Source organism: Clostridiales bacterium, from assembly GCA_030016385.1.
Taxonomy (GTDB): domain Bacteria; phylum Bacillota; class Clostridia; order Clostridiales; family Oxobacteraceae; genus JASEJN01.
In genome coordinates this window covers 1-25,317 of record JASEJN010000045.1, presented here as the reverse complement: position 1 = coordinate 25,317, position 25,317 = coordinate 1, and the positions used below count along the sequence as shown (strand labels likewise).

Below are 25,317 nucleotides of genomic sequence, written 5' to 3'. Positions count from 1 at the left end.
TGATAAGGTTTCTTTCAACCTATCGGCTCAACAGACATGTTGGGCGTACAAAAAAAGCACCCTCACGGGTGCCATATGTCATAAATGGATCTGTTTAACTTTTGCACTATTTCATATGCTATAGGTAAAGTAGGGAATGTTCTCCCCTCTTCCCAGTTAGAATATGTATGCTCCTCGACATTTAGATTGGTAGCAAATTCTCTTTTACTATCTATCATAAATTCCTAAAGTCGTATCCGCTTTAATTCGCATATAAGTTTCATGCCCATCACTCCATACAAAGGATACATATTTATTCTACGCGTAGTGGGAAAAACCTTCTAATATACTACAAACATGTTAATAATTTCAGCTAGGTGATAATATGAAACTTCAAAATAGATATAAATTATCAAAATCAAACATAATGATCAAACATAATGTTTATATTTTCAATTGTATTATTGTTTACCACATCCTTCCCTGAACAATGTATATTTTTGGTTGTATTGTTTTTTTCATTTTTTATTGTATATAAGGCTTATAAGCGGAAATATAAATACGAACTACTTCGCAAATATAAAACTATAGACCAATTGATCGAGACGTATCACAAGCGTCCAACAGATTTTGAAAAATTCATAGGATTATTGTATCAAAGGCAGGGATATAAAGTGAGGGTAACTAAGGCCACAGGAGACTGCGGAAAGGATATAATAATGCGTTACCGAAAATCAAGATATGTAGTTGAAGTGAAACTCTATAAAAGGGACAATCTAATTAGCAGACCTTCTATACAAAAACTTCATTCGGCCGCAATAGATGAGAAAGCAACCGGCATATTTGTTACTACATCAAATTTTACTCAACCAGCTGTCCAATATGCTAAAAGAAATGGCATTTTGTTAGTTTCAGGATTGGACCTTGAAAAAATGATTTCACATACAATGGGTGATACCGAGTTAAGTTCTTCAGCTAATTGACTATGTGTGATTATTTTCCTGCTCCGTAAAATGCTCTATTTCAATTTTAGGGGTATAAACATACCACTGCTATCCACTCTGTTAATCCTGGGGCCTCTGGTGCGCAAATTTAATATATATTTAGGCAAAAAAATAAGCCCCCGGTTTCCCGAGGGCATTTCATTATAGTTTTTCTGTATTGGTTACCTGCCCAGTAGGATTTATTTCTTTGGGCGCTTCCGGAGGTGCTGTATTGACACTTCCGTTAACCTGTCCATCATCCAAATAATCCTTCGCTACAGCATAGTATTTGTCATATTCTTTCTGTACGAAAAGCTTAACTTCATCACCGGATATAAACTTTTTCAGAAGCTCAGGCGCAACGAAGTCATACAAGTGGGCAATTAGGAATGCAAATTTCTTATCGCCTGCATTCGGCCCGCATTTCTTCTCGGTTGTCAGCATCCCTGCATATAGCCCTTTTCTTATTTCTGCGAGCATTGCTTTTTTGCCCAGCTTCTTGTAAACATAGAACAGATATCCCGCCACCGCTAAAACCACTAATGCCATCAATAAATACCTTAACATAATACATTTCTCCTCTCATTCTTTACATTTTTAAGATTTTTAATACACTTTTATAAATTTAAAGGGCATCATATTTCACGACACCCTTCATTAATTATTTAACTCTAATTCTCTGCCCTGCATAAATACGGTCCGGATTTTTAATTTGCGGATTCAATTTACATAAATTTTTAACACTCGTTTTATATTGTATTGCTATCTCTGAAAGCGTATCCCCTGGCTTAACGACATAATATATTACTGATACTTTATCTGTCGCCACAGAGCCTTTCAGCACTAATTTTTGCCCTGTCCTTATAAGGTTAGGATTTGCTATATGGTTAATAGCCGCCAAATTAGCAACTGTAGTATGAAATCTCTCTGCTATTCCCGAAAGAGTATCCCCGTACTGAACCATATAATAATCCGGTACATTTATTACAGACTCGGGTTTAGGTTGTACCGTTGTTGGGTTAGTCTGATTTATAGTCTTATCAAATCCGTTAAATCCTTTGCTTTTTATAATTTTCGGAAAATCTACGCTGCAAATATCAGTATCACATGCGCCATTTATACCAGCCCAATGTCCACCAGTCGTTCCTATTTCGGTTTGTGAAATGGCCTGCCCATATTTTTCGGGATTACTTACGTGCGGTCTTGCATACCAAAATGTGTAAGCCTTTAATTGTTCGGGATAAATATACCCTTCGTAAAATTCCTTATTTGTATACCATCCTACAAAATAATGATCTGCTTCTAAATCTTCACAAAATGTTTTAACTATATCTGTAAACAATTGTTTGCCTGTAATGCCATGCCTGTTTTTATAGGTGTCATACTCTATATCAATATAAACTGGATAAGAAGGTTTCTTGTTTTTTAATAACCTTAATACGTGTTTTGCCTCACTATGTGCATCTTCAATGCTCAAAGCATAGCTATAAAGATACACTCCGTACGGGATACCAAGTCTATCACATTCGCTTACGTTACGTTCAAAATATGGGTCGTCTTGCGACGGCAAATCCGTACCATATCCGCACCGTAAAATTGCAAAATCCAATCCCGCCTTTTTTACAGCATCCCAATCAATTACACCTTGATATTTTGAAACATCAATACCTTTATACATCTAATTTCCCTCCTACCAATGAAATATTTTTATTGCCTGTAATATAAAAGCGGCTATAACCGTTATGGCAATTGCCGCTTCAATATCCCTAAGTCTCTGCTCTTCAGGGCTTATGCATTGGCTTTTCTTGTCTAAGGCAATTACCTCAGATGTAATTTCTGAAATCTCAATAGAATCATCAAGTACCAGAAAATTAACATTAATATCGCCAATCATGCCTTCATCCCATGTGACAGTATTCCCATTTACTACTACATATAGTTTTTTGTATTTGAGCCATCATAGAAAGCAAGCCCTTCAATGCTAGGATTCTTCAAAGCATCTATAATAGAAGTTGGTAGTGAAAACCATCCTATTGTGATGTAAATGTTTCATTATGTTCCATCTTGTGATATAATATGCCTAATTGTTGAAATAGGGGGTTATAATTTTTGGAAAATCGTATTCAATGGGCTGATGTTCTAAAAGGTATAGGCATTATATTTGTTATTTTAGGGCATGCTCCTAAATCTGGAAGATTGTTTACTTACATTTTTTCATTTCACATGCCATTATTCTTTTTTATATCAGGATATTTATTTTCATTATCAAGATATCCTAAAACTTTAGATTTTATAAAATCAAGGATAAAATCATTATTAATACCATATTGCTGGTTTTCTTTAATATCAATAATTATATTTATATTTACTTCTTTGTCTGGACCAAATAAAAATTCAATAAACTTTTTATCAATATTAAAATCTTTTATATTAGCTAAAAGAAATTTTATATTTTACAACGTTCCTCTTTGGTTTTTGCCTTCACTATTTGCTGTAGAAATTGTTTATTATTTGTTGAAAAAATATATTAAAAACAATTTTTTAATCATTATACTTTTATTAATATCTGGATATATTGGCGTGATAAAGTTACACACATTAGGCACCGTTTATCCTTTGCCATGGGGAGTAGATGCAGGAATGTGGTATATTTTTTTCTATGGTATAGCAAATATAATTAGAGAAATAAAATGCAAAACTAAATATTTAAATATTTTAAAGCCGATACTATTTTTATCTTCAATTATATTAACCCTCTTACTTTATTTTAAGCCACACATTTATAGAAGTATTTTCGCTTCTCAATTAGTCAACATTAGTCATATTTATTTATATATATATAATTTGCAACTTGCATTGATAGGTATTTTCACTTATATAGCAGTATCAAAATTATTAGTTAAATCTAAAATTTTAAATTATTTAGGTAAGCACACATTAACATTCTTTTCATTACATGTGTGCTTTGGGTTTACCATGCTAAACAAATTATTGTATATGGCCCATGTTGTTAATCAAGCAAATGATATATATGGCATTCTGTATACAATATTAGTTTTAAATATTCTAACTCCAATATCGTATATTATAAATAAATATGTTCCATTTATTTTAGGCAAACCATTTAAATGGCATAATGAAAATTTAAAAATAGAGATTTAAATGAAATCTTTTTAAAAAGTACATAGAACTATATAAATTTAATTCTATGTACTTTCCATTTTCATGTTAAATTAGAAAAATCACAGCAAGAATTGTATTAGCCTGGTCTTGTGTTATATAGCATTTTGTTACACAATTTTGCACTTGTTCTTGCGTAAATTTTTTCATCTACTTCTGCACCTGCTTTCTTAAGATTTCGTCCATAATGTAACTCCAGAAAAGTTTGATTATTTCTATCTTGTTACATTTATATACAGATCATCAAGATACATAGTGCCTATTCCTGCTCCGTAAATATCTATAAAAATTTTAACTTGCTGCGTCCCCTTTGGGGCATTGCTATTTTGCAAAGAGGCACTGCACATATTTACATATGATGAAGTGCCACTAAAATAATCTTCGTATTGCTGAATTGTGTTGCCGTCCTTATCGCAGTACATAATTTTTATGCGGCCCTGGTCATAAGCGTTTGAACCTTTAGTAATTGAATAACTAGCCCAAAAATCCATAAATATTCTATCCATTACCGTAGCTGGCAGTGTTACTGCAATCATACAACTATCCCCAGCAGTAGGTTTATTAAACTTTAAGCATTTTGTACCACTATGGGGGGTGGTGCTATCAACTGTAATCGTAGATGTCCCCGTCTGAGTAACTGTAAGTTGCGTTAATGCGTTTGCACCTTCAAAACTCGGATCTGGCAAGAATGAAAGCGCATCAGCAGGTACATAGTTCTTTGCAAATTCGTTCCCCTTCAAACCATAAATATTGATTCGTGGATTACCTGTATGTGATATTATTCTGCTGGTTGGTAAATTATTCATAATGCAATTTGTTATATCTATTGTGCCGCCATCTGTAGTGTTAATAAATGTCTTAGACGATATTGTTGAAACGCCCATTATGAAACAATTTACCAAACTCAAAATAACCGTAGCGCTGGATATCTCTATTTGAGCATATTCAGCTGACTCATTTCCTTTGCCATATTCAATATGGCATTGGTTCACAAACGCTCTGCTTGATCCCAGATTAAATATACGAGCATTATAGTCAATCGAGCAATTATCAAAGTAAACATCAGCAGAGTTCGTAATATCCAATACCAGGTTGCTGTTAAACAACGTACATTGAGAAAAGCTATAACGTTCAGCATTGTCTGAGTATCCGGTTGGTGCTTTCATAATTGTATCCATTGAATAGAAGTTACAATGGTTAAAAGTTAAACAGTATGCATTATTGCCTATGAATATACCTGTTGAAAAGTCGTGCCCTGCAATATTTACAAAAGCTATATGCGCGGCCGAATATTTATTGGTAGTATCAAGGTTATTTATATTAAATAAAGTGCCGCCACTCGTCATACCGTTGCCTAATATTTCAAGCCCTTCTATTGTTACTGTACTGTTTGTATACGGGAAATTCAATATAGTTGCTTTAAGGTCAAATAATACTGCACCTGTCAACGCGCTCGCATCTATCTTTGCGCCATAACCGATTATTTTTGTGTAATTTACATTTACAGTCAATGGCAGTTTTACGATATATGTTCCCGGCGGAAATAATACTACTGATGGCGTTGTTATACTAGCAAATAATGATTGTAGTGCGGCCGTGTCGTCAGTTACTCCATCGCCTTTAACACCAAAGCTTTTTACATTAATAATATCCGCCAATTTTAAATCATGGGCAGTTAAACCTTGTTCTATGTTATTTAAATTGGCCGCATTTAAGGGTGTCACATCATCAACCCAATTTGTTGGTGTATACATATTACCATCTCCTTTTATAATGGGCTGCCATTTTTATAAATATTGCCGACTAAATACACATCAGGCGCATTTATTGCGACTTCACTGTCAGATAACAAATTTAATGCACCATCGGTATTTATAGTCAAATGGCCGCCTGCATCATCATGTGCATACCAAACATAAGTTTTCGCGGTCATAATGTCGGCTGCCGTATTGCCAAATGCAATATATGGGTATTTATTTCCGCTCATTGCCGCTATTCCCAACCTCATTTGTAATACCCCAGCGATATACAAATCAACATACTGGTTATGCACTATTATATAGTCACTTAGATTGGATGTCTTTAGTGTAGCGCCTGTGATAGTTCCGCCATCAATCTGTTCGCCAGTAATTTTCAAAGCAGCAATAAAAGAACCCACTATTTGTCCGTCCATTGTTATAGCTACAGTATAAGGGCCATTAATCCCTGTAGAGCTGTATCCAAATCCACCAGCATTCCAGCGCCATACATTTTTTGCAATATTGACATCGGTAGTATCCATTATCAAAATTTCTGTGGGGTGCCCGTCTGCATCCCTATTAATTACTACATTCCCGCCCTTGGAGCCAGTAATAAGCTTTGTCGCATTATCTATTGCCGCTTGGTAATCAGAAGTAACTTGCACTATTTCTTTTTTAATTTCCTGTATGCTCGTATTTATAATACTTGCAAGGTTAGGCTTAAAGCTTCCTAACTCAACCTCTTCAATTCGGCCTGTCAGGATATTTTTCTTAATCCGGATAACCTTACTTTTAAAGCTTTTTCTGATAAATGGTTAAAAGAATATGCTAAACCTAAACTTGCCTCTAAAACAATATATGAATATAATAGGCTTTTAAAATTGCGTATTTTGCCTGCAATAGGGCATATGAAACTCAACAAAATAAAACCTATTCATATACTTGAATTTTACTCAAATCTTCAGGAAAATGGTATGAGAAGAGATAAAAGACATGTTAAGGATAACAAGCTTTCGAACAATACAATAATGCATTATCATAGACTTTTGCACTCAATCTTCCAAGTGGCCGTCAAATGGCAGATTTTAGAGTCCAATCCTGTATCAAATGTTGAGCCTCCTAAGGTACAAAGGATTGAGGCGAAATATTATAGTGAAGATGAAGTTGATAAACTCGTGAATGCGCTTGAAGATGAAGAATTAAAATATAAAATTGCAATATTATTAACATTGGCAACAGGAATGAGGCTTGGAGAATTAGCGGGTTTAACTTGGGACCACATAGATATTAAAGATAATAATATTGATATTGTCCAATCATCTGAATATTTACCTGATGAAGGTATATTCAAAAAAGAGCCCAAAAATAAAACTTCCATAAGAAAAATTGCTATCCCACCAGAAATTTCTAGTTTATTGAATAAATATAAAATTGAGCAGGATAAAAGTAGATTAAAATGTGGTGACAAATGGCATAACACAAATTATATATTTACACAGTGGAATGGCCTCCCTCTGTATCCTTATACTATATCAAAATGGTTTTCAAAATTTCTAAAGAAAAATAATATGAAATATATTACTTTCCATCAGCTTAGGCATACATCTGCAGCATTACTTATAAACGCTGATGAAAATATTGAGGAGGTTTCAAAAAGGTTAGGGCACAGTAATACGTCAACAACTCTGAATATTTATGCTCATGCCTTTAAATCAGCTGATGAAGATGCCGCACAGAAAATGAGCAATATTTTGTTTAAAAAAGACAAACTAAAACCACATAAGCAAACTTAATTATTCCCATATTTTATTTTTTGGCTTATATTGTTCCCATATTGTTCCCATTGAAGATTTTTTAATTTTTACTATGTGCCCTAAACCCTTGATTTCACTGGAGCTTCCGGGCGGATTCGAACCGCCGACCTACTGATTACGAATCAGTTGCGCTACCGGCTGCGCTACGGGAGCCTGTCTTTTAACTTATTTAACCCATCATTTTTTAGCAAGCAACCTAAGCTTGCCAACCTTATTGCATTATAACATATCGGATATAACGGTGTCAAAATATTATTAGCTAGCATCTTCAATTCGCAATATGAGCTTATGTTATTTTGAACACTCTTTCATAATGCTCATTCGTTGATCAAAATAACATAATTCTATTTATGTCTGATCCCAAATTATGAATCGAAGTAGCTAACATTTTCTATCTGTATATGTTTTTTGAGTTTTGATTTGCTCTTCATCAATCTTTCCCAGACTTTATGGATGTTGAAGCTACATTTTTGTTATCAGCAAGTGCTGGTTTAGGATTCTCGTCATAATAATCCTATGGAATTTAGTTTCCATATGTTGAGGGTTTTTAGTTTTATATCGCTTCCGTCTGAAAACAGCTTCATGCCGAGGCTGTCCCTTGATGGATAAATCCTGTTTGAAACCGCCACTTCTCCATCGTTGCCGAATACTTCAACGGAGGATGCATCAAGGAATATATGAAGCTTTATTATATTATCCGGCATTTTTCTCATTTTGCATACATTCCTGCCGTCTTTTATGATACCTGATCTCGTTTTATCCACAACAAGCTCTTCTTTTCCCGGGTTATATGCGACAACCGTCTTTTCTCTTCCATCCCCGGAACATCTGAGTTCAAAACCAAACTGAGTTTTGCAGTCTTCATCGAGCATAAACTCCGCTTCTATTTCCACTGCATCGCCTGCAGCATCTTTGAGCAAATTTTCATTTGGTGCCAGATCGGCATCATTAATGCTTGCTTTTTCACCTCTAAGCGATTCAAGTTCCTCTATGGGGCGTGTGATGAGCAAACCGTCATCCCTCAATATCAGCTCTCTGGGTATGGTCATGGCACCTGCCCACCCTTCCTTTTTTTCCGGCATCTCTTTATCCCACATGTTCATCCACGCAAACATTATCCTGCGGCCCTTTTTATCGATAAATGTCTGAGCTGCATAAAAATTGGAGCCATAGTCCAAGTCCTTATAGTACTCATAAGTAAACTTGCCTGTATCATAATTCATATTCCCTATGAGGCAGATGTTCTTTGATCTTTTCATGTTTATAGGAGATACTATAAGTGCAAATCTTTCTCCTAAGGGAAATAAATCCGGACATTCCCACATGCTTCCTAGTGTCCCGTCGCTTTCTGCCGTAACGCCTACATATTCCCAGTTATTTAAATCCACTGACTTAAATAAAAGCGCTTTTCCGATGCCATCCTTGGAGGACCCTGTCACCATATACCATGTACCGTTATGCTTCCATACCTTGGGGTCCCGAAAATCGTCCGAGCCATCGGAAGGTACATCTTCTACAACGGGATTTCCTTCATATTTTTCAAAGTTAACACCATCGATGCTTCTTGCCACACACTGGACCTGCTTCGGGCTCCTATCGTCTACATTTCCCGAGTATATTAATGTAAACGTTCCATCGTCATCCACTGCACTTCCTGAAAAGCAACCGTTTCTGTCATAGGAATCCCCAGGTCTCAATGCAATAGGTAGATACTTCCAGTGAACTAAATCCGAACTTATAACGTGTCCCCAGTGCATTGGTCCCCACTCGGTACTGTAAGGATGATGCTGAAAAAACATATGATACTTATCCTTATATTGTATTAATCCGTTTGGGTCATTCATCCAACCTTTTTCAGGCATTACATGATACTTGAGTCTGTATTGATTATTCATATTAACCTCCATTTAGCTTAGCTTCTACCGCCGCCGGCACATTATGAGATCCACGTCTCCCTATTGCGCCTGATGAAACTTATCCAGTCTTCCAAATTTTGTATACTTTCCTATATATGCAAGCTCAACAGTGCCTGTCGGACCGTTTCTCTGCTTCGATATTATTACCTCTGCAATATTTTTCTTATCCGTATCCTGATTATAATATTCATCCCTGTATAAAAAGCATACGACATCAGCATCCTGCTCGATGGAGCCTGATTCTCTAAGATCACTGAGCATCGGCCTGTGATCTGTCCTGGCCTCCGGGGCACGGGAAAGCTGAGCGCACGCGATAACGGGTGTATCCATCTCTTTTGCAAGGGCTTTTATGGACCTTGATATTTCGGATACTTCCTGCTGCCTGTTTTCCGGCCTGCCCCTTCCCTGCATAAGCTGGAGATAATCTATTATTATTATGTCAAGGCCATGCTCTATCTTAAGTCTTCTGCATTTTGATCTCATTTCCGTTACGGAAATACCCGGCGTATCATCGATAAATATTTTCGCAGATGCTAAAGGGCCTGCGCTTGCCGCTAACCTCTCCCAGTCATCATCGCTTAAGTTTCCGCTTCTAAGCTTCAACATATCGATATTTGCCTCCGAGCATAGCATTCTGTATGCTATCTGTTCTTTTGGCATCTCAAGGCTGAACAATGCAACGATATTATGGTTCATTATCGCCGCATATTCGGCAATATTCAATACAAATGCCGTCTTTCCCATGCTCGGCCTTGCCGCTATGAGTATCATATCGCCCTTTTGAAAACCTGATGTCTTCGCATCCAGCTCCGGGAAGCCTGAAGGAATACCTGTTATGGATCCCTTATTATTGTAAAGCTTTTCTATCTCGTCAAAACCTCTTTCGAGTACCCTGCTTAACGGCTCAAAATCATGTGTTACTGCCTTCTGGGATATATCAAATATATCCTTCTCGGCTTTATCCAGTATTGCCGGAACATCCGTAGAACCCTGGTAACATTTTTCCATTGTTTCGGTGCAGGATTTTATAAGCTTTCTAAGCGTCGACTTTTCCTCAACAATCTTTGCGTAATACTTGACATTGGCCGTTGTAGGAACTGACGATGCAAGATTTGAAAGGTATGTCATACCTCCTACGGTCTCGAGTATATTCTTTGCTCTTAGACTGTCGACAATGGTTACAAGATCTACAGGTTCATCCTTGTCAAATAATTCAATAATAGTATCAAAGATAAGTCTGTGTGCTTCTTTATAAAAATCTTCCCCTCTTAGCATTTCCGACACAATAGAAATAGCATTTTTATCGAGAAGCATTGAACCCAGTACAGATTGTTCCGCTTCCAAATTATTAGGGGGAACCCTTAGCATATCCATTAAAATACCACCTCAATAACCTGTTCTATTTCCGATACAGGCACTATTTCTATATCTCTTATGTCCTTCGGAACATCGTTCATATTCTCCTGCGGGATAATAACTTTTTTAATCCCTGCCTGTTTTGCACCGTATATTTTCTCAAGTATGCCGCCTACCGGCTTTATATTTCCTCTTATGGAAATTTCACCGGTGACAGCTACATCCTGCCGTATGGGTTTTTCATCAATCGCGCTTAATATAACGCAGACCAATGCTGCACCGGCTGAAGGGCCATCCACATTCCCGCCGCCTATGACGTTTACATGTATATCCAGATCCGACAGATCTTTGCCTGTAAGTTTTCTTATGACAGATGCGGCATTATAGACCGAATCCCTTGCCATCGTACCGGCCTGTTCGTTAAACCTTATTTTGCCCTGGCCTTTCTTTTCCACTTTAAATGCAACAGCTTCTATTTCTATTACAGAGCCTAAATATCCAAAGACGCCAAGCCCCAGTATCCTGCCTGCTTCCATACAGCCTCTTGCCTTGTTTTTAGAATAAGGGACCATCCTTGAATCTGCAAGGACGTTTAAAAGATCATCTTTTGATATGCGAAGATTGCCCTTGTAATCGCTTTTATAATTTTTATAAAGCGTATACCCATAAACATCCGCCAGTATGCCTACAGCCCTGCGCCCCTCTATAGTATAATCGCTTATAGTCCTGGCCACTCCGTCATCGATAATTATTCCCAACTTTTCTGCCGCATTTTCAATAATCTGTACAATATTATCCTTTGACAGCGGTTCGAAGAAAACTTCCGTACATCTCGAACGAAGCGCCGGGCTTATTTCATCAGGCTGTCTTGTCGTTGCTCCTATTAAAACAAAATCTGCCGGTGCCCCTTCTTCAAAGAGTTTTTTTATATACATGGGGGTATTTTCATCGTCAGGATCATAGTATGCAGATGAAAATTCTACTTTTTTATCCTCCAGTACCTTCAGCAGTTTATTCTGGAGCATCTCGTCAAGCTCGCCTATTTCATCTATAAACAGTACGCCGCCATGGGCTTCGGTAACAAGCCCCGGCTTCGGCTCGGCTATCCCATCCTCGGCTAAATCCCTTTTAGAACCCTGGTATATAGGGTCATGCACAGAACCCAAAAGAGGATTCGTTATCTCCCGCGGATCCCACCTTAATGTGGTCCCATCCACTTCAACAAATTTTGCTTTATACTTAAAGGGCGTATATGAAATTTTCTTGGCTTCCTCAAGAGCGAGCCGTGCAGCAGTCGTCTTACCGACACCCGGGGGACCATATAATATAACATGCTGCGGAAAAGGCGATGCGATTTTCGATATAAGCGATTTAATGGCTTTTTCCTGCCCTATGATCTCACTGATATTTGACGGTCGCAAAAGCTCCCTTACTGACTTTGAAAGCTTAATCCTGTCTAAGACTTCAAGATCTGCATATTTTTTAAGAGTCTTTGCATTTTCACAGCCTGTCCTCTTTTTCAATATCGAAAGTTTAAGCTCCTCCATATATTTTTCCTGTTTTTCCACAAGTATTTTATCGACTTTCCTGCGTATATCGGCTTCAACGTGCCTTTTAGCCAGTATGTTCGCCAGCTCATCCTCAACTTTTTCGATTGCTTCACGTATTTCATCGTCAGAAGGTACAGCTAAATCGTCGCTGTCTTTAAAAACTATTCTCATGAGAGCATATACTTTTTTTCTTAAGTCTTTGCATTCTATATATTCATATAGATTTCCCCTGACGGCTCTTTTTTTTACAACATCATTTCCAATCACATTGCCTGTAACATTATAGAGAATATCAACATATTTCAAAAGATCATCCTGATCAGCATCTTTGTTTTCGATAAATTTTGGTCCATCTGTTTCGATATAGTCCTGCAGTACAGATTTCAATTTGCTGTCCCCTTTACTCGGCTGTGACTTCCACCTTCAATTTTGCATTTATTTCGGGATATACTTTGACTTCAATATTATATATACCTTCGGACTTTATGGGCTCATCAAGCACTATTTTCCTTTTATCGATTTCAAAGCCGTGTTGTTTTTTTATTTCCCCGGCAATATCCTTCGACGTTATGGAACCGAAAAGCTTGCCGTTCTCTCCGGCTTTGACCTTGAACAAAACCTTTAGTCCGCTAAGTTTCTTTGCTGTTTCAAATGCCTTTTCCCTTTCATTCTGTTTCCTGTATTTCTCTGCTTCCTTTTTTTCATTAAGAGATGTAAGATTGCCGCCTGTTGCGGATACCGCAAATTTCCTTGGCAATAAATAATTTCTCGCATAACCGTCAGATGCGTTTATTATCTGACCTTTCTTGCCTACTCCTTTAATATCAACATTCAATATTACTTTCATTCTGTTTCGCCCTCCTCCTGATATTGTTTTATTGCATCGATAACCATCTTTTCCGCCTCGTCCAATGAGACGTCATATATCCTTGCACCGGCGACGGTCAAATGTCCTCCGCCCCCGAGCTTTTCAAGGACGAGCTGCACGTTCATATCCCCGAGGGACCTTCCGCTTATTATGACGTCCTTACCCTGTTTTGCAAGGACAAACGAAGCCTCTATACCCTTGATATTTAAAAGTTCATCGGCTGCCTGAGGAACTGCCAGCGACAGACTGCCTTCCCTTCCTTTGCATATCGATATGGCTATATTTTCCCCTATTATCTTTGCATTCTTAACAGTCTCCGTCCTTTCGATATATGTTGCAAAGTCGTCTGCCAGCAACTGTTTTACCGATGTCGTATCAGCACCGCACCTTCTTAAAAAAGATGCCGCTTCAAAAGTCCTGACGCCTGTCTTGAATCCGAAATTTTTTGTATCTACCATTATACCTGCCATAAGCGCTTCAGCCTCGATGACGGTAAGGTTCGGCTTTTCGGAAGTATATTGTATAAGCTCTGTCACAAGTTCACTTGTTGAAGAAGCATATGTCTCTATATAATAGAGCACCGCATTGTCTATAAAGTCCGCACTCTTTCTGTGATGATCTATTACAACTATCTTTTCAATTTTATCCACTATACCCGGGAACTCCGTAAAGCTCTTTATATGCACGTCTACGATTACCAGTAAAGTATCTTTGGCTATCCTGTTTAAAGCCTGCTCATCGGTTATAAATATGTTGCTGTAAAGAGCCATACCCTCCATCCTTTTGAGAAGGGATTGTATGGTGTCATTAGGTTTGTTCAAAATGATATACGCATTTTTTCCCCTGTTTTTAACAGCTCTGAATATGCCAAGAGCAGAACCTAAGGAATCAAGGTCCGGCGTGTCATGTCCCATTATTAAAACTTCTCCGCTCTGGTCTATCAAATCGGATAAAGCGTGGGCAATAACTCTTGCCTTTACTTTTGTACTCTTTTCAACCTCTTTTGTCTTTCCTCCGAAAAGCAAAAGCTTTTCCCCATCTTTGACCACCGCCTGATCTCCACCGCGCCCTAAAGCAAGGTCCCTTGCAGACGAGGCATAGGATGCAAGGCTCCCTAAATCGTGTGCGTTTTTACCGACGCCTACGCTGAGCGTAACGGGAAATTTATTGCCAGCCGTTATATCCCTTATGCTATCCAGTATATCAAACTTTTTTGCGATAACGGCATCCAGATATTTTTCTTCAAAAAACAGTATATATTTATCATCATCATATTTTTGGATTACCGCATTTGTTTCATTCGCCCACATGTTGATTTTTTTATCTATTTCTGCCACAAGCGTCGGGCGGTTCACATCGTCGACACTTTTCAGGGCTTCATCAAAGTTATCTACATCCACAAGGCATACCACAGGTCTCTGGCTCTCGTATTTTTTGCTCAGATTATAATAGCCGGTATTATCTATAAAATACAGCATGACAATATATTTGCTCTGTCTTTTACTATCCGTAATATCTATGGGATTGACAAGCACAGAAAATATCTTATCCCCTATCAAGACTTTGTCAACAATCTGTATGTTTTTCGATATAATATTTTTTATATCGATATCCTTTATATACTCATTTACTTTCTTGCCCAGTAAATCTACATTTGTAAAGTAATCGCCCATCGATTTGTTATACCATAAAACCGTCCCGTTATCTTCGCATATTATAAGAGGCAGTGGCAGGTTCAAAACTGCGTTTTTAGTGGCCAACCCCAAATCGGACGACAGATTTTCTATATATTTTGTCCATTCGCTTTTACGGTTTTTTATGCTCAAAAGGTTATAATAGATGAGCACTCCTAAAAGAAGCAAACACAAAGCGCCAAGATAAATATTGTAGAAAAACATCATAACCGTATACAGTCCAATGATTATAAGATATATCTTCGTATTCGGCATCAGGACTTTTAAAATTCTGTTATGTTCATTCATAGATTATTCCCCCGGGTAAATTCTTCTCTTTCTCGATGGATTTATTTTTCGAAAATCTAATATAAAATCAATAATCCCAAGGTAAAATATAACCATCGACAGGCTGAGCAGCATTACCATTATAAATATGCTCAGTATTTTCCCTATTCTTCTGGACCTTAAAAACCAGTAAACTACGGCAAAACCATCTATTATAAAAGCGAACTGAAATATGATATATATGCTGTTGAACACAATATCGGCATTATTTACCTTTAAATATACAAGTATAAATGATACAAGCATTGAAAAAAACAGGCCATAGCTTAAACTGTTGCTCACATACCATTCGTTAAACGGTTTTAAGGTGTCTATTTTTATTTTAAGTCTCTTAAATATGATGCCCACAACGTAATAATTTAAAAATGAACCTAAAATAGATGTAACTGCGAGCATCCCCGGCAAAACCATTCTCAAAAGTGAGGAGTTAAGTTCCTTAGGAATCATCACATTTATCTGCTCTTCGCTTATTTGCATGCCCCTTAGCATTTCTCTTGCCCCTGATATGCCGTCATCAAACATCTTATATGTTTCCTTCATTACATCTATTCCAAATATCAATGTGGAAAGCTTTATAGTAACTATATATGATATAAACATGGAAGCCGCCATCGATAAAACTGTAATAAAAGGCGATGTCTTTCTCCTCAGGCATATCCCGAGAATTACTGCTGGTATGCCGTATAAAAGTATAAGTGAAAACGCCGAAATCGGGTTTGCAAATGCAGATACAATCAAAAATAGTGCAAATAGCGACATTAAGCTCATCTTTATATCATATTTAAATGTAAGCAATGTTATAGGTATGGGCCATAATATATATCCTACTATCATAAAAAAAGGTACATATATGCTCATTATTATGATTATGGACGCGATAGCTATTAATATGGACGCCTCCACCAATGCCTTTGTATTTATCTTATTCATAATGGATTATTTCCTCTCTCTTATATAGTTCAAAAGTTTCGAAAGATCTCCATAGTCCTTTTCTATTTCATCCTCTTCAAGTATGCCCAATTTCAATTTATTTTGTACCTTTGAGTCTATATATGAAAACTCTATGCCTATCCTTTTTGAAAGGAGATACAATAATATGACCATTCCCGCAATGCAATCCGCAATCACATCCTTGCTTGCTTTCGATCCCTTTAAAAGTCCCTTGTTAAGCGAGGATAAAGCAGACAGTATTTCAACTTTAAGCCATTCTATCGTTTTTATATTACCTGTTACGTTAAAGTCCTCGTTCATCCTATTTAAAGCCCCCTCAAAAAATATGCTACAGAATATATTCTGTATCCGGGCTGTAAATCCTCTATATAATGTCATACACAATTAGACATAAAATGAATTAAATTCTATTTCTCAACAATCAAGCAGCAGCCGGGTATTATAATACCCGGCTGCATTTTTTTATATTTATTTTGCCTATTCGGTTGTGTAAGGCAGAAGAGCAATATTTCTTGCTCTTTTTATTGCCACTGTAAGCTGTCTCTGATGCTTTGCGCAATTTCCGGAAATTCTCCTTGGAAGAATCTTCCCTCTTTCAGATACATATTTTCTAAGTTTGCTTACATCCTTATAATCTATGCCTTCAGCTTTATCGACACAAAAAGCACAAATCTTTTTCTTAGGCCTTCTATTTTTAAGATTTTTCTTTAACATCCAGTTTCCCTCCTTATTCCTCTAAAACGGAACTTCATTATCACCATTTAAAGGGAAAAAGTCTTCATCCTTCTGGGCACCTGTGTTCGTTGGCCCTTCAGGTGTCGGTTTCGGAGTATACGTTGCAGTTGCATCTTTCTTTTCAAGGAACTGAAAATCGTCGACGACTACATCCGTATAATACCTTTTCTGACCGTCATTCCCTTCAAAAGTACGTGTCTCTATCCTGCCTGATACCGCTATCAGCCTGCCTTTTTTTAAGTAGTTCGCCATCGTTTCGGCCAATTTGTTGTAAGATACACAGTTAATAAAATCTGCTTCTCTCTGGCCTTCTTTATTCTTAAAATTTCTATCAACAGCTAAGGTGAAGGTGGTTACGGCTACACCGCTTCCCGCCGTAAATTTAAGCTCCGGGTCACGAGTCAATCTGCCTATTAAAACAACTTTATTCATTTACTTCACCACCTTATTTTATTTTTTATCGAGATTTACGATTAAATGCCTTATAACAGTATCGGTTATTCTGAATATCCTATCAAGTTCTTTCGGAAGATCAGAATTTGCTTCAAAGTTGATAAGAACATAATAACCTTCTGTCAAATCATTTATTTCGTATGCTAACCTTCTTTTGCCCCATTCATCAACATTTGTAACTTTACCATTCTGTTCAATGATACCCTTTATTTTTTCGATGTTAGCTTTTGTAGCCTCTTCATCGAGATTAGGGTTCAATACGAATACTGTCTCGTATTTTTGCATAATGTCACCTCCTCCCCCCGGACTAACGGCTCTACAATTGGTAGAGCAGGGATTCACAATTAAATATTATAACATTTAACCCGGGCAAATACAATAAAAAACTTTTGTATCTTCGATTCGCAATATGGACTTTATGGTTTAATTTTCTTCACCTTCAGTATCGCTGTTTATTTGTGCATCGTTTGACGGCGCATTGCTCTTAATTACCTTCTTTACTGCTTTTTCAAATTTCACCCTTGGAAGCATTACCTGATGGCCGCAGGTCAGACACTTTATCCTGAAATCAGCCCCTACTCTCATAACTTCCCATTGGAAACCTCCACATGGATGCTGCTTTCTCATCTGTACGACATCGCCGACATAGAATTTTCCTGGCAATATTATCCCTCCAGTTCTAATTATTACCATCATCTTTGATTATTACACATGAAGGAAATAGAATATCTATACCTTCCTTTTTAAAAGAATCGATAATATTTTTTCTGATTTGCATTTCAATGCTAAACTGCTTTAATGGCTTTGTCTTTGCGGATATGCTTATCTCCGTACTGTTGCCGTAGAGCTGAGTGATGCCAAGAACACTCGGCCCATCTATTATATCGCTGTTGCTCATCTTTATCTTATTGCATATTCCGTTCAATACTTCAATAACCCTGTCGATATTCGCATCATACCCGACTCTGATTTTTACCGAAGCCATCGAATTATCCCTCGAGTGGTTCGTAACCTTTGAAATACTTCCATTTGGTATTATATGCAAATCCCCATTATAGTCCTTAAGCCTAGTTATCCTGAGCCCTACCGCCTCAACAAAGCCCGACATATCATCGATTGTTATGTATTCCCCTACCGAAAACTGATCTTCAAAGATAATTAAAAATCCTGAAATTATATCCTTTATAAGGTTCTGTGCTCCGAAACCTATCGCGATACCTGAAAGCCCTGCGCCTAAAAGCAACGTTCCAGTCTTAAAGCCCAGTACATCCAGTATTGTAAGTATTCCTATTATATATAAAACATATTTCAATATACTTTTTAAAAGTTCGCTCAATGTGTCGCATTTTCTGTCGTTGAAACCAAACCTGGATTTTTTTTGCTTATCAAAAAATCTGTCAATTATTATGCGCCCGAAATGATTAAATATCTTTACTGCCACTATTATAACGATTATCTGAAAAAGTATGTTCCCATATTCCAAAAGCTTGTCTGTATTGTAGAATATTTTTTTGAAATCCTGCAGATTAAAATTCATAAATGCTCCTCCTGAAATCTCTTCTTTTATATAATTTATCATATTGATTCAATAAAAGAAAGAGAAAACATATTTACATTTTCAATTGTTATAAAAATGCTCGACATAATGGGCAAAGCTCATAAAGAAGCATTAAGAAAACCGATAAAATAAGATAAATCAACAGACAAGTAATGCTCTACGTAATATAGCAATTTGCATATTTTGCTTTATTTGATGGAATGCATTACAATTATCGATACGGCCGCTCTACTAATAGTTTAGTCTATGACATTCAACTATAAGTCGGTTGTTCATAAACTATAAAAAGGTATTATTAGATATAGATTAAGACAAGGAGGTTGCGACCATAATGGTTAATGAGAATTTTTCGAAGATGGCTCAGTTTATTTCTGAATTAAGAAAAGAGAAAAAGCTGACCCAAAAAGATTTGGCTAAACAATTGGGGGTCACTGATAAAGCTGTGTCAAAATGGGAACGTGGGTTAGGTTGTCCTGACATATCACTATTATCAAAACTATCTCAAGTATTAGGTGTAACAGCAAGCGAATTATTAAACGGCAAAAAAACGGAGTCATCTGCTCCGCAGGTAGAAGATATGGTTAAAACAACCCTTGAATATGCTGATGTTACAACAAAAACCGCAATTGTGAAAGGATTCAAATGGAAACATGTCGCCGTAATATCCATAATACTCATACTATGTATATTTGTTTATATCGGCTGTCATGCAGCGATTAACGAAGGATTGTCATGGTGCGTTTTGCCTATACGGATTATACTATTTATCTGGTTGACGGCATTATTTATAGCATTTGTTATGGGGAAAAATAAAATAAGTTCTTTATTGCTCTGTGGATTTTTTGTTTTTATAGCAACATTTTATTATTCTGCCTTGAATCAAACCCCGATAAGAAATGTCAGTACTTTTAACGGATTTACGAATGATTATCTTCCTCACTATACGATCATTTTGATTATGTTTGTAATTTCTATCGCACTAATGGTGATCTCTTTTTGTATTAAAGATAAAAAGATTTCTGGAGATAAGTTTTTCCTTCTTGTAGCAGCAAGTATAGCCATCATTATGTTATCCGCACTTACTGAGCCGGCAATGATAAATTATGTTGATATCAACGGTTTTGGTATAGATGGAAGATTTTCAATCCTTTTGTTGCTTACATTATTGATAAGTTGCGCTTCTCTGGCACTATTGGCAAAGCACCAAAAATGGCAGATTGCAGATAAACAAACGAAAGACAATGATTGATCTTGATACGATAGCTATTTGAATAAAGTCTTACCATCTACAGGCAACGTCGCTTTTTTATCCATGAGAGGACCGCCGACCGCCGTGAAATAGCTGCTTTCTTTAGGACAAAGTCCGAAAGTTTCAAGCTTATTTGAAGAATATTGTTGAATCGCCAAGCCCCGGCTCAAAATGGTCTACAGGCTTAGGCGATAGAGAAAATAGGCTTATTCAGCCTATTTTCTCTATCGCCCTTTTTCCGCCATCTGTTATGAATTTGTATATCCCTTTTATGCTGATATTACCCGAATGAAGTATTTCCTTAATGGTTTCTATGCCGCTTGCATTGAACCTTATGGAGATTCCGCAGCTTTGTGTAATTTCCCTTGGAGTCGGTATAACCGTTACATTAAAGCTGTTTTCCTTAAGATAATCTTCGGCTTCCATTGCGCTGTTTGTATTTTCGAAGGATACGAAATAAAATTGTTCCAATTTTATCACCTATAATTTTATAGTATTTGCAGCATTGTTCATTTTTTCAACTATAGTATACATATTCGTAATGCTTCCTATCAGAAGTTTAGCCTTAAGGCCGTAATAATCAAGGCATGTCCCACAGGACATTATCTCAGCACCCCTATGAGCAAGCTTTTTGAGGCTGTCTAAAACCGGCGAATCTTCTGTCGTAAGGTGTACTCCGCTGTTTAAAAAAATCATGGTTTTTGGAATATTATCGGATTCGGATAACGCAAACATATAGCTTTTCATAAGGATTGAGCCGAGTTTATCGTCTCCTGTGCCAAGTTTATCCGATGCTACAATTATAACAAGATTATTTTCACCTGCCGCATCATTTTTAATTACCTGAGATTTGGTGATTGTTATGTAAAATAAATTGTCCTTTTTTCCCACGTCCGATTTACATCCCATGCTTTGTGCAAGTTTTAATACATTTTCCTTTGCGACCTCATTGTCAACTATCGTGACCACATCACCTGAATCAATTTCTTCAAGACCTTTCTTTGTCATTATAACAGGTTTTGGACATTCAAGCCCCCTGCAATCGATTACCTTTGCCATATATACCCCTTCTTTCAAAAAAATATAAAATGATTTAACCATCCGTGCCGTCTGAAATTGAAATAGTCCGATTTATAAGTCCCTGTTTTATTGGTAACGCATACTTCACCATATATTATAGATATATCGAAAAGGGATGTCTATATTCGATCTTAGTGGTGTTTGCATAAAGCAGGGTATGGGGCTTACCCTGCTTTATCCACCAGATTGTAGTGAATCACCACATCCCGACACTTCTGCCCATCCACCACCTTGCGTTCTCCGATTTCGATGTACTTGATGAGTTCCAGAAGCATTTCCCGGTCAAGCTGTTCGATGGCAACATACTTCTTGATGCTCTGGAGGTACTGCTCAATATCACGCTTATCCTGTGCAGTGTCGGCAAGGCGCTTTTTTAGATCCTGCACCAGTGACTGCTTTTCTGTCCGCTCCACTTCGTACTTTACGATGAGACTCTTGAACACGGCTTCGGGAACAGTGCCCAGCACCTTGTCCTCGTACAGCGCTTGTGTAAGTCGTTCCAGCTCCGCAAGCGGTTTCAGGTAGATGATGTGAGCAGAACAGGCTCCCGCGCCACTTCGTGTGTAATTACCGCACAGATACGAAACATATTTGACAAAGCCTTTCTTGGGGTAATTATGGGTTTCCTGCGTGTACCTCATGGCAAAGCCGCAATCCATGCATTTCAGCAAACCGCCGAACAGGCTGATTTCATTATCCTTGGTGGGGCGTGGCTTGTAGTTTCTGGCGGCTATCTCCTGACAGGCATTCCAAGCATCCATATCGATGATTGGCTCATGGGTATTTTCCACCTTAATCCAATCCTCTTTCGGCTTGTCAATCTGCTTTTTGTTCTTGTAGGACAGGGTGCCCCGCTTATTCTGTATCATATGGCCAAGGTAGACCTCGTTGCGGAGGATTTTCTTGACTGTCATATCGTTCCAGAGGTGGTTGCAGCGAATACCCGTATCCTCCTTGCCCTTTTGCTGATAGTAATAATCGAGGGGCGGCAGGATATGCTCTTCGTTCAACTTTGCGGCAATTTTTCGGTAGCCCCAACCCCTGCGCCAATTGGCAAATATCTTCCGCACCACCTCGGCGGCATATTCGTCAATGATGAATTTGTGCTTGTCATTGGGATGCGCCTTATAGCCATAAGGTACAAGCCAGCCGAGATAATTCCCCATCTTGGCATGTGCCTGCTTGACCGCCTTGATCTTCTTGCTGGTGTCTTTACTCTGGAACTCGTTGAACAGGTTCCGGAACGGCATAATGTCGTTGTCGTTGTGGAGTGTGTCCACACCGTCATTCAGAGCAATAAAGCGGCAGCCAATCATGGGAAACAGATAATCCGTAAACTGCCCCACCTGAATGTAGTTTCTTCCGAAACGGCTCAAATCCTTGCAGAGAATCAGGTTGATAAGACCCTCTTTTGCATCTTCAATGAGCTTGGATACGCCGGGGCGGTCGAAGGTCGTGCCGCTGACCCCATCGTCACAGTACACGGAATAATTGTTCCAGCCCTGCTCCTCACAGTATCGGGTGAGCATCAATTTCTGGTTTTCAATACTGACGGATTCTCCCGCCCGTTCGTCATCCTTGCTCAAACGGACGTAGATGCCGACCTTGTAATCTTTTTGGACTTTTAACATTTTCCCTCACTTTCCGCAAGCCCAAACTGTCGGCAGTATTATCAAAATCAGTATACCGTATATACTGCCGGCAGTCCAGACAACACAGGCAATTATGCCTTTTTCTGCGGTTCGAGCTGGCTCATGACGTTCTGAATTGCCAGCCGTTCCATGGTTTTGTCAATATCCTTGCTGCCCTCAAAAATGCTGGTGAGCCGGTACAGTACATTGCCGATATTCACCTCCCGGTAAGCGGCGGGCTTTCCGTTGGAACTCGCCGTTTTCCAATCCTCGGACAGCTTTTCTATATCAAGACTTGCGCTTTTATCCCGAACCAGCGTCCAGAATCTGCGCCAAAAATCACGAAATGTGGATTTCAATAGAATGCACCTCCTACATGCTCTGCTCCATGTCCTGCTCATACTGAGGACTGTAACCGTGTTTCTGCTTTTTCTTTTTGCTGGATTTCTGGCGCTCGGCATCCGGGTCATAGGGATTTACAAAATTTTCAACAGACTGAGCAAGGTATAAAGCACTGTCGAGGAGAGAAGCCCCACGGCTGTCCATTTGACCTTGAGCTTCCACGGCAGCATATCCCGGTGCTGTAATGTCTGCTCCATATTCTTCATCACTGCCGCTGTCTTGTTCACCATCTCTTTGGTAATCGAATTCATAGCCGCTGTCAGGGCTGTCTGCATCTCCTGATGCTCCGACTGGATTTTGTTCTCCAGCGCCATGAGCTGTCCGTTGTAAACGCTCTGATAATAGTTTTTCATCATCCTGCTCACATCCTCTGTGTTCGGGAGCGTGGAGATATATTCCCCCAGCATCTCCAGCCGCTGCACCACCGCCGCTTGGCTGGACAGGATATTCTGCCATTCCTCGCTGGGAATCGTGCTGGCGGTCGGAATGTAGGAAATTGACACTACCGCTTCCTGCGGCGGGGGAACTGTATTGGGCTTGTTCAAGGCCTTGAGTTCGTTCAAGTTGGGCAAAATGCTGTTCCATCCTTTCCCTCAGATATTTTTCATCGTGGAGCTTGTTGTCCCTGCACCGCTGGCCTGTGGGGGCTGTGTAGGTGATGTATTTGTGATGGGGTATCCACTTTACCCCATAGCCTATTTCTTCCATACAGGCGGTAAATTCGGCCTGTGTACGGCTTTTTTTAATGGCGGCATCAATGGCGTTCATCAGCTGGAATTTGAAGCTGCCGCCCCGCACAGCCGAGCGGTATTCGCCCGTGCCCATCGGCTTCATGACGGGTTTTTGATAGGGTTTCAAAATCTCCAAGCCGTGTGCCAGACAGATTTCATCGGAGAGGGTGCGCAGCCGTTCCAAATCCTTTTCATTGAATTGGAGCTTCAACCCGGTTTCACAGCTGACCGAATTAACCACCAAATGGTTGTGCCAGTGGTCACGGTCGATGTGAGTGGCAATCTGTACTTCAAAGCCCTCAAAGCGTCTGGCAAGCTCAATTCCCATCTGGTGGATCTCCTGCGGGGTTGCTCCGCAGTCCGGCTTAAAGCTCTGCACATACTGATAGAAAAATACCTTATTTTCTTTTCTGTATTGCTTTTTGGTTGCCATAAATTCTTGAAAGGCAGTTTCTCCGCAGCAGTTCTGCCCGGACAGCAGCCTGCATTGTTCGCCGTTCTCATTTTCAAAAAGGGTTTTGTAATCCTGCGCCACATAATCCATGACTTTTTTCATGGCGGTACGGCTCTGCGTTTTTTCCTTGATAGCGGTGACGATTGCCATAGGCTCACGCCCCTTTATCCATCAGGCCGCAGATGGAATCGAACACCGCTCCGAAGCTCTGTTTTGTGTCGGTGAGGTCGGGGCAGGTGATTCTACCCATATTGCAAAGCACTGTCAGCTGGTTCAGATTCTTCCCGATGGCTTTCAGCTGAACGGTGACAGCGTCCAAACCATTCACCACAATGATTTCCTTACCCAGTGCGGACAGGGTGAGGAAATCCGTCATGGTCATTCCCGACAGCTGTGCTTTATTCTGAATGCGGTCATAGTCCGCTGTGCTCATTCGCATGGCGAACATTTTATCTTTTTTCAAGCAATCACGCTCCTTTCGTTCCGGAAGCTTGGGGGCAGCGCCCCCGACCAGCTGTTTGTATTGACAGCGGGCTTTCGCCCGCTGTCAATACAAACAATATGCTGGCCTACCCTAAAGGGTAGTGAGCGTACTCCCAACCCCGCAAATGCTCTTGAGTTTCCGCAAACTGTAACTAAAAAATGAATGGATCTGTTCGAAATGCCA

At 38.8% G+C, this 25,317-nt stretch carries 29 protein-coding genes and 1 tRNA gene; 4 read left to right on the top strand and 26 right to left on the bottom strand.

Annotation, left to right across the window (positions count from 1 at the left end; all coding sequences use genetic code 11):
- The first annotated feature begins 419 nt into the window (after positions 1 to 419).
- The gene (locus tag QME45_10755; protein ID MDI6619135.1) at positions 420 to 962 is read left to right on the top strand and encodes a restriction endonuclease; all 543 of its coding nucleotides are present in this window, start codon (positions 420 to 422) and stop codon (positions 960 to 962) included.
- A 162-nt stretch (positions 963 to 1,124) separates the two neighbouring features.
- Here QME45_10755 and QME45_10750 read toward each other — a convergent pair whose 3' ends face one another.
- The 3 genes from QME45_10750 to QME45_10740 form a co-directional block, all read right to left on the bottom strand.
- Positions 1,125 to 1,529 carry a hypothetical protein gene (locus QME45_10750; GenBank protein MDI6619134.1) on the bottom strand — a complete coding sequence of 135 codons (405 nt, stop codon included), beginning with the start codon at positions 1,527 to 1,529 and terminating at the stop codon, positions 1,125 to 1,127.
- 94 nt (positions 1,530 to 1,623) lie between these two features.
- Positions 1,624 to 2,640 (bottom strand): LysM peptidoglycan-binding domain-containing protein, encoded by a 1,017-nt coding sequence (locus QME45_10745; protein MDI6619133.1) that lies wholly within the window; start codon positions 2,638 to 2,640, stop codon positions 1,624 to 1,626.
- 12 nt (positions 2,641 to 2,652) lie between these two features.
- Positions 2,653 to 2,856: a hypothetical protein gene (locus tag QME45_10740; GenBank protein MDI6619132.1), complete on the bottom strand. Its 204-nt coding sequence runs from the start codon at positions 2,854 to 2,856 to the stop codon at positions 2,653 to 2,655.
- Positions 2,857 to 3,071: 215 nt separating this feature from the next.
- Here QME45_10740 and QME45_10735 point away from each other — a divergent pair, with 215 nt between their 5' ends.
- On the top strand, positions 3,072 to 4,124 hold the full coding sequence (locus QME45_10735) for an acyltransferase family protein (GenBank protein MDI6619131.1): 1,053 nt from the start codon (positions 3,072 to 3,074) through the stop codon (positions 4,122 to 4,124).
- 233 nt (positions 4,125 to 4,357) lie between these two features.
- Here the strand turns inward: QME45_10735 and QME45_10730 are convergent, their stop codons facing one another.
- Positions 4,358 to 5,896 (bottom strand): glycosyl hydrolase family 28-related protein, encoded by a 1,539-nt coding sequence (locus QME45_10730; GenBank protein MDI6619130.1) that lies wholly within the window; start codon positions 5,894 to 5,896, stop codon positions 4,358 to 4,360.
- 14 nt (positions 5,897 to 5,910) lie between these two features.
- A complete protein-coding gene (locus QME45_10725; protein MDI6619129.1) occupies positions 5,911 to 6,546 on the bottom strand; it encodes a hypothetical protein in 636 nt (211 codons plus the stop codon).
- 99 nt (positions 6,547 to 6,645) lie between these two features.
- Between QME45_10725 and QME45_10720 the strand changes: the two genes are divergently transcribed.
- Positions 6,646 to 7,674: a site-specific integrase gene (locus QME45_10720; GenBank protein MDI6619128.1), complete on the top strand. Its 1,029-nt coding sequence runs from the start codon at positions 6,646 to 6,648 to the stop codon at positions 7,672 to 7,674.
- Between the two features lie 98 nt (positions 7,675 to 7,772).
- Here QME45_10720 and QME45_10715 read toward each other — a convergent pair.
- The 13 genes from QME45_10715 to QME45_10655 form a co-directional block, all read right to left on the bottom strand.
- A tRNA-Thr gene (locus QME45_10715) sits at positions 7,773 to 7,848 on the bottom strand.
- 350 nt (positions 7,849 to 8,198) lie between these two features.
- Positions 8,199 to 9,590: a glycoside hydrolase family 32 protein gene (locus QME45_10710; protein MDI6619127.1), complete on the bottom strand. Its 1,392-nt coding sequence runs from the start codon at positions 9,588 to 9,590 to the stop codon at positions 8,199 to 8,201.
- A gap of 60 nt (positions 9,591 to 9,650) precedes the next feature.
- Positions 9,651 to 10,985: a replicative DNA helicase gene (locus QME45_10705; protein MDI6619126.1), complete on the bottom strand. Its 1,335-nt coding sequence runs from the start codon at positions 10,983 to 10,985 to the stop codon at positions 9,651 to 9,653.
- On the bottom strand, positions 10,985 to 12,856 hold the full coding sequence (gene lonC, locus QME45_10700; GenBank protein ID MDI6619125.1) for a Lon family ATP-dependent protease: 1,872 nt from the start codon (positions 12,854 to 12,856) through the stop codon (positions 10,985 to 10,987). Before lonC ends, QME45_10705 begins: the two co-directional genes overlap by 1 nt.
- Before the next feature lie 61 nt (positions 12,857 to 12,917).
- Positions 12,918 to 13,364, bottom strand: coding sequence for a 50S ribosomal protein L9 (gene rplI / locus QME45_10695; GenBank protein ID MDI6619124.1), 447 nt, complete (start codon positions 13,362 to 13,364; stop codon positions 12,918 to 12,920).
- Positions 13,361 to 15,367, bottom strand: a complete 2,007-nt coding sequence (locus QME45_10690) for a DHH family phosphoesterase (GenBank protein ID MDI6619123.1) — start codon at positions 15,365 to 15,367, stop codon at positions 13,361 to 13,363. Before QME45_10690 ends, rplI begins: the two co-directional genes overlap by 4 nt.
- A 3-nt stretch (positions 15,368 to 15,370) precedes the next feature.
- On the bottom strand, positions 15,371 to 16,336 hold the full coding sequence (locus tag QME45_10685; protein MDI6619122.1) for a YybS family protein: 966 nt from the start codon (positions 16,334 to 16,336) through the stop codon (positions 15,371 to 15,373).
- A 6-nt stretch (positions 16,337 to 16,342) separates the two neighbouring features.
- Complete coding sequence (locus tag QME45_10680) at positions 16,343 to 16,657, bottom strand: MazG-like family protein (protein ID MDI6619121.1); 315 nt, start codon at positions 16,655 to 16,657, stop codon at positions 16,343 to 16,345.
- Between the two features lie 177 nt (positions 16,658 to 16,834).
- Positions 16,835 to 17,071 carry a 30S ribosomal protein S18 gene (gene rpsR / locus QME45_10675; protein MDI6619120.1) on the bottom strand — a complete coding sequence of 79 codons (237 nt, stop codon included), beginning with the start codon at positions 17,069 to 17,071 and terminating at the stop codon, positions 16,835 to 16,837.
- Positions 17,072 to 17,092: 21 nt separating this feature from the next.
- The gene (gene ssb / locus QME45_10670) at positions 17,093 to 17,524 is read right to left on the bottom strand and encodes a single-stranded DNA-binding protein (GenBank protein MDI6619119.1); all 432 of its coding nucleotides are present in this window, start codon (positions 17,522 to 17,524) and stop codon (positions 17,093 to 17,095) included.
- Between the two features lie 18 nt (positions 17,525 to 17,542).
- Positions 17,543 to 17,830 carry a 30S ribosomal protein S6 gene (rpsF, locus tag QME45_10665; protein MDI6619118.1) on the bottom strand — a complete coding sequence of 96 codons (288 nt, stop codon included), beginning with the start codon at positions 17,828 to 17,830 and terminating at the stop codon, positions 17,543 to 17,545.
- Positions 17,831 to 17,968: 138 nt separating this feature from the next.
- A complete protein-coding gene (locus QME45_10660; GenBank protein ID MDI6619117.1) occupies positions 17,969 to 18,208 on the bottom strand; it encodes a DUF951 domain-containing protein in 240 nt (79 codons plus the stop codon).
- A 16-nt stretch (positions 18,209 to 18,224) separates the two neighbouring features.
- Positions 18,225 to 19,082 carry a mechanosensitive ion channel family protein gene (locus QME45_10655; protein MDI6619116.1) on the bottom strand — a complete coding sequence of 286 codons (858 nt, stop codon included), beginning with the start codon at positions 19,080 to 19,082 and terminating at the stop codon, positions 18,225 to 18,227.
- 352 nt (positions 19,083 to 19,434) lie between these two features.
- On the opposite strand from QME45_10655, the gene QME45_10650 reads away from it, so the two are divergent.
- Positions 19,435 to 20,352 (top strand): helix-turn-helix transcriptional regulator, encoded by a 918-nt coding sequence (locus tag QME45_10650; GenBank protein ID MDI6619115.1) that lies wholly within the window; start codon positions 19,435 to 19,437, stop codon positions 20,350 to 20,352.
- 14 nt (positions 20,353 to 20,366) lie between these two features.
- On the opposite strand, the gene QME45_10645 is transcribed toward QME45_10650, so the two are convergent.
- The 8 genes from QME45_10645 to QME45_10610 form a co-directional block, all read right to left on the bottom strand.
- Positions 20,367 to 20,510, bottom strand: a complete 144-nt coding sequence (locus tag QME45_10645) for a hypothetical protein (GenBank protein ID MDI6619114.1) — start codon at positions 20,508 to 20,510, stop codon at positions 20,367 to 20,369.
- A 52-nt stretch (positions 20,511 to 20,562) separates the two neighbouring features.
- Positions 20,563 to 20,823, bottom strand: coding sequence for a DUF3343 domain-containing protein (locus tag QME45_10640; protein MDI6619113.1), 261 nt, complete (start codon positions 20,821 to 20,823; stop codon positions 20,563 to 20,565).
- Between the two features lie 9 nt (positions 20,824 to 20,832).
- Positions 20,833 to 21,411: a sulfurtransferase-like selenium metabolism protein YedF gene (gene yedF / locus QME45_10635; GenBank protein MDI6619112.1), complete on the bottom strand. Its 579-nt coding sequence runs from the start codon at positions 21,409 to 21,411 to the stop codon at positions 20,833 to 20,835.
- 185 nt (positions 21,412 to 21,596) lie between these two features.
- Positions 21,597 to 23,063: a recombinase family protein gene (locus QME45_10630; protein MDI6619111.1), complete on the bottom strand. Its 1,467-nt coding sequence runs from the start codon at positions 23,061 to 23,063 to the stop codon at positions 21,597 to 21,599.
- Positions 23,064 to 23,155: 92 nt separating this feature from the next.
- Positions 23,156 to 23,422, bottom strand: a complete 267-nt coding sequence (locus QME45_10625) for a hypothetical protein (GenBank protein ID MDI6619110.1) — start codon at positions 23,420 to 23,422, stop codon at positions 23,156 to 23,158.
- Positions 23,423 to 23,435: 13 nt separating this feature from the next.
- The gene (locus QME45_10620; protein MDI6619109.1) at positions 23,436 to 24,800 is read right to left on the bottom strand and encodes a relaxase/mobilization nuclease domain-containing protein; all 1,365 of its coding nucleotides are present in this window, start codon (positions 24,798 to 24,800) and stop codon (positions 23,436 to 23,438) included.
- Between the two features lie 4 nt (positions 24,801 to 24,804).
- Positions 24,805 to 25,113 (bottom strand): plasmid mobilization relaxosome protein MobC, encoded by a 309-nt coding sequence (gene mobC / locus QME45_10615; GenBank protein MDI6619108.1) that lies wholly within the window; start codon positions 25,111 to 25,113, stop codon positions 24,805 to 24,807.
- A partial coding sequence (locus QME45_10610) for a hypothetical protein (protein ID MDI6619107.1) occupies positions 25,110 to 25,317 on the bottom strand: 208 nt, incomplete at its 5' end. The genes mobC and QME45_10610, both read right to left, overlap by 4 nt.